Below are 9,816 nucleotides of genomic sequence, written 5' to 3'. Positions count from 1 at the left end.
GCCATGACCGCGAGCGCGAACCGCCGTTTTTCTTTTTTAAACCGCAAAGTGCGCTGGCACAAAATAATACCGATTTTATTTATCCGCATTTTTCGCAACAGGTCGAACATGAACTTGAATTAGTGATTGCGCTGGGAAAATCCGGTACGCAAATTCCCATCGCCGCTGCGGCAGACTATGTGTTTGGTTTTGGTGTGGGTTTGGATATGACCTGCGGTGACCGCCAAAAAGAAGCCAAAAAACTGGGGCGCCCCTGGGAACTCGGCAAAGGCTTTGATGGCTCTGCGCCCTGCACTGCAATTCAGCGCGGCTCAATGGATGATTTGGAACAATACGGCGATCTGGTATTAATGCGCAACAACGAAGAAGTACAGCGCGGCGATTGGCGCACTATGGTCTGGTCAATTCCGGAATTGATTGCGGAAGTCTCGCGCTATATCAAACTGGAAGCGGGGGATTTGATTTTTACTGGAACACCGGCGGGCGTCGGACAAGTAAAACCCGGCGATAAATTATGTGCAAAATTGGAAGGGTTTGCGCAAGAGCTGAATATTCTGGTTACACAAAAACAGGGCTGATTTTTCAGCCCTGTTTTTAATGGCCACTGATTACGGCAAATCAAACACCAACGCCTTCACCGCTTTTTGCTGTGCAACCATCACCAGACTATTAATGTCTTCGATTTTTGCGCCATCGCCCGGTTTTACGATTTCACCTTCAATCGCCAACTCGCCGTTGATCACATGTACGTAGTATTTACGTTTTTTCGATGCAGGCAATTCAGCACTGGTATTACCATCGAGTAACAGTTGGTACAAACGCGCATCCTGTTTGATCACCAAACTACCCGCTTCACCGTCAGGACTCACAGCAAGTGTTAGACCTTTTTTGCTGCCAAAATCTTTTTGCTGGTAACCCGGTGCTTGACCATACACATTCGGTTGAATCCAAATTTGCAAAAAATGTAACTCTTTTGTTTGCGACGGATTAAATTCGCTGTGACGAATACCACTACCTGCTGACATCAATTGGAACTCACCGGGTGGCAAAGTCGCTACATTGCCAGCGCTATCTTTGTGGGCGATTTCGCCGTCGAGGACGTAACTGATAATCTCCATATCGCGATGTCCGTGGGTGTCGAAACCTGAATCTGCTGCAACGCGGTCATCGTTAATCACCCGCAGAGCCGAAAATCCCATCTGGCGATCGTCGTAATAATTACCGAATGAAAAAGTGTGCTTACTCTTCAACCAACTGAAGTCGGCACCGCCGCGCTGGTTACTGCGTCTGATATTGATCATAGGTCACCTCATTTTTTTGCGGCGCTTTAGGCAAGCGCCGCGTGTCAGTATGTTTGCAGGGTGTTAATGCCGGTTTAGATTTTGTTGGCAATTATGCTGTCGGCACTTGCGCGACCACCGCCAGAGATCAGCAGCGATAATGCACCTGCCAGTAACGCCAAACCAAATTCATAACCGTTGTTGCTCATAAACAGACCGTTGTTGATGTGCACCGAGAAGATCGCCACCACCATGGTCACGGCCAGCACCAACGCGCTTGGGCGGGTCAACAAACCGAGGATCAGGAACAGTCCGCCGAAAAATTCAGCTGAACCTGACAGAGCCGCGAGCAGGACACCTGGCTCAAGACCGATCGATGCCATCCATTTACCGGTACCGTCCAAACCGTAGCCGCCGAACCAGCCAAACAGTTTTTGCGCGCCGTGGGCGGCAAAGATAATTCCCAGCGGTAACCGCAGTGCCAGTGCGGAGAAGCTGTTATTGGTGGCGAAAACTTTAGCGATTGTGCTCATGATGAACTCCGAAATATGTGACGTTGGGTTAGTTGGTTTGGCGCCGTGCTAACTGCTTGTTCGCCTCACTTGTTGCTAGATTAGGCTTGTACCCGGCAACAAAAAAGCGGAAGATTTTGAGCTGTTAGTTCAAATTTTTTGATAATCGACTGGAAGCCATCGCCATGCACCATGCCATCACCCTGGATGCCCTTAGAGTCCTTGATGCGATTGACCGCAAAGGCAGTTTTGGTGCAGCGGCCGAAGCCTTGTTCAAGGTGCCATCGGCCTTGTCTTATACGGTGCAGAAGCTGGAGTCAGACCTTGGCATCAACCTTTTTGATCGTACCAAACAACGTGCGCAGCTAACTGCAGCGGGGCGTTTGTTACTGGAACAGGGGAGACAGTTGCTACAAGCAGCTAATGCGATAGAAGAGGCGGTGCAACAATTGGAATCCGGCTGGGAGACGCAGCTGCGCATCGCCAAAGACACAGTCCTGCCACTTGCGCCCCTATTGCAACAGATCAACGCGTTTAACCTGCTCGACAAACGCGTTGCGATTACCATCAGCGAAGAAGTATTGGGCGGAACTTGGGATGCACTGATTGCCGAGCGCTGCGATCTGGCGCTCGGCGCGAGCGGTGATCTGCCGAAGGGAATTTTTGAATACCGTCTGATGGGGGAAGTGGAATTTGTATTTGCCGTGGCGCGCGACCATCCACTCTGTTTACACAAGGGGCCAGTAGACGCCGCTGCGATTCAAGCCTTTCCAACCATTGTGATGGCAGACTCTTCACTCAGCTCACCAGCGCGCTCATCAGGATTATTGGAAAGCCGCCAGATTATCCGCGTCGCCCATGCCGACGCAAAAATTCAAGCGCAAATGATGGGCGTTGGTGTGGGGTTTTTACCGAAACATTTAATTCAACAAGAGTTATTACGAGGTGAGCTAATCGAATTGGATTGTGCGGTACCGCGCCCGAATATTCCGCTTTATATGGCGTGGCGAAAAAACAATTCGGGTAAAGCGTTAAAGTGGTTTGTGGATGCTTGCGCAAAAACAAATTGGTTACAACAATAGAAAGCCCGCTTCAAAAATAAAAACGGGCTCTCTACGTCTTAACTTACTGCACTAACAATAGGCTCAATGTTAACGGCAGGACCACTCTATTATTGGATTATTATATTGCTGAGTTTGTGAGCCAGGTTTACATTGGCTGTTGTAGCCTTTTTCAGTAGTGTTTAGTGGACAACTAGCATCACCACACATCACATATCTTCCCATGTCATTAGGTCCTGGATTGGGGACACCATTAGTGAATTTACACGATTGACCCAAAACTACCCCCGATTGGCAAGCGGTACTGGTTCTAACCAAAATTGGTTGCAAACAAGTGCCATTATTTACGGTATTCCCAATCACACTAATTGTGCATGCTGGGGGAGAGGTAAATGGTGCAGAAGATACCAGTGTTCTGGTGGCAAACCATGCACCGCTGCTATTGTCTTTGCAGCGCTGATAGGTTGTTTGTTGTGTCGGAGTTGACGTGGAGCTGGTGATTTCCCACGAGCAAGAAGCTGGTGTGTTTGCAAACGCTGAAAAAGACGCAAGCGCTAGGTAGCTAACAGTTATAGCTGAAATAATTTTAAATAATTTCATTAAAATATCCCTAATTCCAGTATTAAAAATAATAATAAGTATTTAATGACATCTCCCTGATTAGTCATCTATCTTGGTTCGAATAGACAACCGTATTCATCAATACTTGTTCTATCTAAATTCCGTTTCAGATAATTGAGCCAAGTGGTTATTTACTTAAACTCAAATCCTTTCTCGTTACGCGCTACGTAAAAAATGGTTTCACCCTGCCGCACTTGGCTATCAATAATAATTTGGGAAAATTTTTCGCCGCCCAATGCTTTAGTAATCGCCATTGCCGTTTCATTGGCATGATTCTGATCCATCACGCTGATAGTGATTTGGCATTGGGTGGATTTACATTGGGTGGATTTAACGGCTATACCCGCCAAGACCTGTTCTTGCGCGAACAGTGATTGGATATGTCCTTCTTCTTCGTTGGCCCAACTATGGTCCGTCTCTTCCGCGTCGAACCGCCCGCGCATTTCAACGCCCAGATCAAACCAGGGTTTAGTTTCCTGATTTTTAGTCAGCCAATTTGTAAAGGCGTCGGAGCGCTGCTTGAATTCATATTCTGCTTTGATGGCATCGATCTGATGCTGGTCCGGCGGGTCTATCGCTAGCTCTGAAGGAGGGGATTTCTGCTGCCCGGGCGATCCCCCGCCAATATCATGAAAGTTATTTTCATTCGTATTTTGGGGTAAGGCACCAGAGCCGATGGGTTCAATGAGGTTTTTTTGTACGGATATTGCCGTTGGCTGTGCTAATAGCACAGAGTCATTGTTGTTTTTGCCTGCCAAATAACCTACTCCGGCAGAAATAAGAATAGAAAAAGTAAAAATGACTTTATTCATACTGCATCCGTCCCTATTGAATAGAGGAAGAGAATAACAGAATGAAAATAATTTTCAGTAGATTTTGGCGCCAATATGATGTTTTTGCAGCATTACTTGCTGCATTTATAAATCATGTTAATCCGTTAATTGTTTGCCCTTACTCGACGGCCAAAAAACCAAAGGCGCTGATGGCAAGCGCCACAACAAATGCATAGCGCAGTGCTTTCCCTATCGCAACCAACACCAAAAATTGCCAAAAACGAATGCGCATCACGCCGGCGAAAAAAGTGAGGGGGTCGCCAATGACAGGAACCCAGGCAAACAACAATGACGCTAGGCCATAGCGCTGGAAACGCTGCTGTGCGCGCGCCAATTGTGCCGGTTTAACCGGAAACCATTTTTTATCTTGCCAGTGCAAACACTGCTTGCCCAAATACCAATTGATGCAGGAACCCAAAGTATTACCACTGGTTGCTACCAACCACAATAACCAGGGGGTGTAGTGTTGATAGAGCAGCGTGACGAGCAGCGCTTCAGATGAAAGGGGGAAAAGTGTGGCGGCGATAAGCGCGGTAAAAAATAGCGAGAGATAAATCATGGCGCCACGGTGAGATGATCAACACGGAAGTAGCGCCCAAAGCATGTTTGGGCGCATCGGAAAATTTATTTTTTCTCGGCAATTTGGCGGCGCATCGCCGTAATAACAGGCACTACTTCTGGACGGATTTGTCGCCACAAATAAAATGCTTCTGCGGCCTGGCCGATTAACATGCCCAAGCCGTCGGCAACCTGTGCAGCGCCGCGCTCTTTAGCCCAGCGTAAAAATATCGTTGGTTCCGGGCCATACATCATGTCGTAACAGCATGCGTTAGCCGCGAGTAAATTATCAGGCAGTGGCGGCAATTCACCTTGCATACTCGCCGAGGTACCATTGATCACCAGGTCAAATACTTCACCGTGCAATTGCTCGAATGTTTTTGCCTGTACATCGCCAAGGTCATGGAAATTTTTTGCCAATTCTTCCGCTTTGCTTTGTGTGCGGTTAGCGATCACTGCTTGGGCCGGTTGTTCTTCCAGCAGAGGTTGCAAGATACCGCGCACAGCACCGCCTGCACCGAGAATTAAAATGCGCTTGCCTTCCAGTTCCCAACCGAGATTGTGCATATCGTGGATCATGCCGATGCCATCGGTATTGTCGCCGAGGATAGTGCCATCGCTTAATTTTGCCAGTGTATTGACTGCGCCTGCACGTTCAGCGCGCGCAGTGCGTTTTTGCGCAAAGTCGAACGCGTTTAATTTAAATGGCACAGTGATATTCAAACCTTTGCCGCCCTGCGCAAAAAATTCCTGCGCATTTTTTTCAAATTCGCCTTCGTTCACGAGTTGTTTGGTGTAATGCATATCTTGCCCGGTTTGCTCGGCAAACTGGCGATGGATATGGGGCGACTTGCTGTGGTTAATCGGGTTGCCAAACACGGCATATAAATCGGTCATGAGCTATCCAACACCTAAGATCAAAAAAGAACATTCAAAATCGGTTATCAAGATTGGCAACACATTATTTCAGCCAATCGCGATGCGGTAAAAATTTCTCGTAGAGTTCTGCTTCAGCACTACCTGCTTCCGGTTGCCAGTTGTATTCCCAGCGCACCAGCGGCGGCAGCGACATTAGAATTGATTCGGTGCGCCCGCCAGTTTGCAAACCGAATAAAGTACCGCGATCGTACACCAGATTAAATTCCACATAGCGACCACGACGATAGAGTTGGAAATCGCGCTCGCGTTCCGTAAACGGTGCAGCTTTACGTGCGCTTACAATGGGCTGGTAGGCGGGTACGTAGCTGTTGCCCACGGCTTGCATCAACGCAAAACTGTGCGCAAAACTTTCTGCGTTGTAATCATCAAAAAATAATCCGCCGACGCCGCGCGCTTCATCGCGATGTTTCAAATAAAAATAGTCATCGCACCATTTTTTAAATTTGGGATAGAGGTGTTCACCGAGTGGATCGCAGGCATTTTTAGCGGTCTGGTGCCAGTGGATAACATCAGCCTCGTTGCCATAGTAGGGGGTCAAATCGTAACCGCCACCAAACCACCATACGGGCGCTGCGCCTTCTTTTTCGGCGATAAAAAAACGTACATTGGCGTGGCTTGTCGGGACATAAGGGTTGTGCGGATGTATAACCAACGACACCCCCATGGCCTCAAAGGCGCGGCCTGCTAATTCGGGGCGATGTGCTGTCGCCGAGGCAGGCATTTGAGTGCCGTACACATGGGAGAAGTTCACGCCGCCTTTTTCGATCACTGCGCCGTCAGTTAGCACGCGCGAGCGACCACCGCCACCTTCTTTGCGGGTCCAACTGTCTTCAACAAACTGCGCGCCACCATCTTCTGCGGCAAGGCCATTGCAAATGCGCTCTTGTAGATCAAGCAAATAGGCTTTGACGCCGGCTTTATCCGGCCCATGAGATGTGGTCATGAGAGTTCCTTAGCGTTGGTTTGGCTAATCAAGAAAGGCCGCCATTCTACGCGGCCAGCAGCGAAAGGGGAAAACTAGTTAGCGGGGCTTTGATGCCAATCTGGCTGCGGGGGCAAATCAGCCCGGGCGGACAATCGCACCAGTCAGCAGGTCGCGAATCTCTGACGGGGCGGTGCGCTTGCCGACCTGTCCAGCCGTGATTGCATCCAACTGGTTGCCAAAATAGCGGCGCACCTGATGGATATTCGTGGCCGGTGCCAAGCCTTGCGGGTTGCAGGAGGTAGAAACGAGAGGCCCGCCAAATGCGCGCGATAAACCGGCAGCGACAGGGTGATCGGTTACCCGCAGCGCAACACTACTGAAACTACCGCTTATCCAGTCGGGGATCAGCCCGTTATTAGGTACCAACCAGGTATAAGGACCTGGCCAGGAATTTTTTAACCGCTGGCGCTGCAGGTCATCCAAATGATGGATAAAAGGATCAAACATGCGGATATCTGCCGCGACCAGGATCAGGCCCTTTTCTACCGGGCGATCCTTGAGTGCCAACAGCTCCAGCACCGCTCCTTCATCAAACGGATTACACCCGAGCCCCCACACGGCTTCAGTTGGATAGGCAACAACACCGCCCAGTTTCATTTGACGGGCGGCAAATTGCACCCGGGGATTACGCGACCAATCGATCATGGACAATACCTATTATCAAGTTACTGCCAATCTACCCCAGCTATGATGCAAGCTCAAGAATTCATGCAGCTGATCATAGGCGCTGATAACAAGCGCCCACTTGCTGGATCAAGCCTTTGATTTCCAAGCCAATCAACTGCGCCGACAAATTGCCCACTTCCAGGCCAGTGCGCTCCGCAAGCAGATCGACCGGGAGCGGGTCATAACCCAGTGCCTGAAGCAGGTAACGCTCATCCTCACCCAGCTGCGGCCCCTCATCGCCGACAGCAGGTTCAGTAAACAATTCCGGTTGCGCTGCCCTGGCCGATTTCACCTCTTGACGCTTATAACTGAGCAACCCGGCGAGTTGATCGACAATATCTTGTGCCGTTTCCACCAATGTCGCACCCTGACGAATCAATTGATGGCATCCGCGCGCCAGCGGGTTATGGATAGATCCCGGGATCGCAAACACTTCGCGATCGTGCTGTAACGCATAGGAGGCTGTAATCAGGGAACCACTTTGCACCGCCGCCTCAACCACCAGCGTGCCGCCACTAAGGCCGCTGATGATGCGGTTGCGCTGGGGAAAATTGCTGGCGTGGGAGGAAGTTCCAAGGGGAAATTCACTCACCAGGGCGCCGCCGCTATCGACGATCTCTTGCGCTAATTGGCGATGGCGGGAAGGGTAGATCAAATCGATTCCGGTACCCATCACCGCGATAGTTTTACCGCCCGCGCGCAGGGCACCGCGGTGAGCCGCCGCATCTATCCCCAGAGCCAAACCACTGGTGATCGCAAAACCGCGCTCGGCAAGGTAATGCGCAAAGCGCTCGGCGTTTTCGCTGCCGCCACCACTGGGGTTGCGGCTGCCGACGATTGCCAGTTGAGGTAGGCTGAGGCAGGTTGGGTCACCGCGCACATAGAGCAGAGGTGGGGGGCGGGGGATTTCGCGCAACAAGCGCGGATAAAACGGATTGTCATAAGTAAGGCAATGCAGGCCGGGTTGGGACTCGATATAGGCCAGTTCGGCTGCCAGTTTTTTCCCAACATCACTACCTTCAGGGTCTGAGTTAAACCGGGCAAGCATGTCGGCAGCAGCCGGATTGAGCAGGGAGCGCCAGGATTGAATAGGCTGACTGAGCAATTGTTGAGGGCTTTCGACTAATTCAAGCAGTTGCCAGTAACCGGCAACACCCACATCGGGGAGACGTAAAACTAGCAGGGTAGCAGCGAGCGGGGATAGCATAGATATCATCCTTGAAACAGGCTGCCTGGGCGGGCAGCCAACCTACTCAAAATTATGGGTTGCGTACTTTGTCGTTGACGGAAAGGGCGCGATCTGCCTCCAGAACCAAAGCAAAACTCATCTTCTCAAAAGTGCGGAATACCATCAGCAAGCCAGCGTGCTCATCCGGCAGGTCAACTTTGCCACCTCGGACGCGGTCGGTAACCACCTCACCTTTTTTATAGATCGCCAAGACATTGCCGATTTGCAGCCCTTCGCGTTCACCGCGATTGATAATGACAACATTGAATTTGCCTACTTGGGTCACGCCGCCTTCAACAGCAATGATTTGTGCTTCTATTTCAGTATCAGGTGCGCTGGGGAAGAACACCGAGTCAACCGAACGGTCTTCGCTTGGAAGCAGGTTATCGCCAGGGCGAACCTCTTCATAGGTGCGTAGGATATTCAGGGTGGCAATTTCAGCATCGATTTTCTCAACAGACACTGTGCCTATGCCTTGCGCGTAAACGCCGAGAAATTCTTTAGTTACAGGGTCTTTAAATGCCTGACCTTTGCGATAAATGCTGTAGTTGGAGTAATTGGTATCAAACTGGCCGCGTGCATAGGCACGGTCGCCAGCACCGACAATCACGTGTTGCTGCTGGCCGGCCAGCATATAAGGTGCCGCTTCCAGCTCGCCTTGCGCAACGATACGGCTGCGCGACAAAAAAGCATCAATCTTATCGAGTGGAATTGCGGTGATTGCATCTTCCGTACTTTGGACACGGATGCTGGGGCTCAGTTTGGTCGCCCCATTTATGCCGCTACCGGCAGCACCCGGCACCATTTTCAGGGTGCGCTCGACCGTTAGGCGCGGTTGGCCATCCAAATAAATCAGCTTGATCAGATCACCGGGGAAAATCAGGTGAGGATTTTCAATTTGGGGGTTAACATGCCAAATCTCTGGCCAGAGCCAAGGGCTATTCAAAAAGGTGCCCGAAATATCCCAAAGGGTGTCGCCCTTTTTGACAGTGTATTCATCGGGGTGACCCGTTTTAAGAAGTGCATCATCCGCCCAGGAAAAGAAGCTGATGAGTGAAGCCGCCGCGACGGCCAGTAATATTTTTTTCATAGAAACCGATCCTGTTTTATTCGGTCCTGAGGCAGATAGACGT

12 protein-coding genes are annotated in these 9,816 nt (G+C 50.4%); 2 read left to right on the top strand and 10 right to left on the bottom strand.

Going from position 1 to position 9,816, the window contains the following annotated elements:
- The coding region (locus ACWA6V_RS11000) for a fumarylacetoacetate hydrolase family protein (protein WP_449522530.1) at positions 1–578 on the top strand (578 nt) is incomplete at its 5' end.
- Between the two features lie 30 nt (positions 579–608).
- Here ACWA6V_RS11000 and ACWA6V_RS10995 read toward each other — a convergent pair.
- Together ACWA6V_RS10995 and ACWA6V_RS10990 are read right to left on the bottom strand one after the other, a co-directional pair.
- Positions 609–1,301 carry a pirin family protein gene (locus tag ACWA6V_RS10995; protein ID WP_449522529.1) on the bottom strand — a complete coding sequence of 231 codons (693 nt, stop codon included), beginning with the start codon at positions 1,299–1,301 and terminating at the stop codon, positions 609–611.
- A gap of 74 nt (positions 1,302–1,375) precedes the next feature.
- The gene (locus tag ACWA6V_RS10990; RefSeq protein ID WP_449522528.1) at positions 1,376–1,813 is read right to left on the bottom strand and encodes a DoxX family protein; all 438 of its coding nucleotides are present in this window, start codon (positions 1,811–1,813) and stop codon (positions 1,376–1,378) included.
- Between the two features lie 164 nt (positions 1,814–1,977).
- On the opposite strand from ACWA6V_RS10990, the gene ACWA6V_RS10985 reads away from it, so the two are divergent.
- Entirely contained in the window at positions 1,978–2,874 is an 897-nt protein-coding gene (locus ACWA6V_RS10985) for a LysR family transcriptional regulator (protein ID WP_449522527.1), read from the top strand.
- A gap of 69 nt (positions 2,875–2,943) precedes the next feature.
- Here ACWA6V_RS10985 and ACWA6V_RS10980 read toward each other — a convergent pair whose 3' ends face one another.
- The 8 genes from ACWA6V_RS10980 to ACWA6V_RS10945 form a co-directional block, all read right to left on the bottom strand.
- Positions 2,944–3,453 carry a hypothetical protein gene (locus ACWA6V_RS10980; protein ID WP_449522526.1) on the bottom strand — a complete coding sequence of 170 codons (510 nt, stop codon included), beginning with the start codon at positions 3,451–3,453 and terminating at the stop codon, positions 2,944–2,946.
- A 152-nt stretch (positions 3,454–3,605) separates the two neighbouring features.
- Entirely contained in the window at positions 3,606–4,286 is a 681-nt protein-coding gene (locus ACWA6V_RS10975; protein WP_449522525.1) for a hypothetical protein, read from the bottom strand.
- A gap of 139 nt (positions 4,287–4,425) precedes the next feature.
- Positions 4,426–4,866 (bottom strand): YqaA family protein, encoded by a 441-nt coding sequence (locus tag ACWA6V_RS10970; RefSeq protein ID WP_449522524.1) that lies wholly within the window; start codon positions 4,864–4,866, stop codon positions 4,426–4,428.
- A 65-nt stretch (positions 4,867–4,931) separates the two neighbouring features.
- Positions 4,932–5,762, bottom strand: coding sequence for a shikimate dehydrogenase (gene aroE / locus ACWA6V_RS10965; RefSeq protein WP_449522523.1), 831 nt, complete (start codon positions 5,760–5,762; stop codon positions 4,932–4,934).
- Between the two features lie 64 nt (positions 5,763–5,826).
- Positions 5,827–6,747: an oxygen-dependent coproporphyrinogen oxidase gene (hemF, locus tag ACWA6V_RS10960; protein ID WP_449522522.1), complete on the bottom strand. Its 921-nt coding sequence runs from the start codon at positions 6,745–6,747 to the stop codon at positions 5,827–5,829.
- Between the two features lie 117 nt (positions 6,748–6,864).
- The gene (locus tag ACWA6V_RS10955) at positions 6,865–7,434 is read right to left on the bottom strand and encodes an L-threonylcarbamoyladenylate synthase (RefSeq protein WP_449522521.1); all 570 of its coding nucleotides are present in this window, start codon (positions 7,432–7,434) and stop codon (positions 6,865–6,867) included.
- 73 nt (positions 7,435–7,507) lie between these two features.
- Complete coding sequence (gene dprA / locus ACWA6V_RS10950) at positions 7,508–8,662, bottom strand: DNA-processing protein DprA (protein ID WP_449522520.1); 1,155 nt, start codon at positions 8,660–8,662, stop codon at positions 7,508–7,510.
- 52 nt (positions 8,663–8,714) lie between these two features.
- A complete protein-coding gene (locus ACWA6V_RS10945; protein WP_449522519.1) occupies positions 8,715–9,773 on the bottom strand; it encodes a LysM peptidoglycan-binding domain-containing protein in 1,059 nt (352 codons plus the stop codon).
- Between the last annotated feature and the right edge of the window lie 43 nt (positions 9,774–9,816).

The sequence above is a fragment of the Cellvibrio sp. genome, from assembly GCF_053579595.1.
This window is presented reverse-complemented; position numbering and strand designations above follow the sequence as displayed.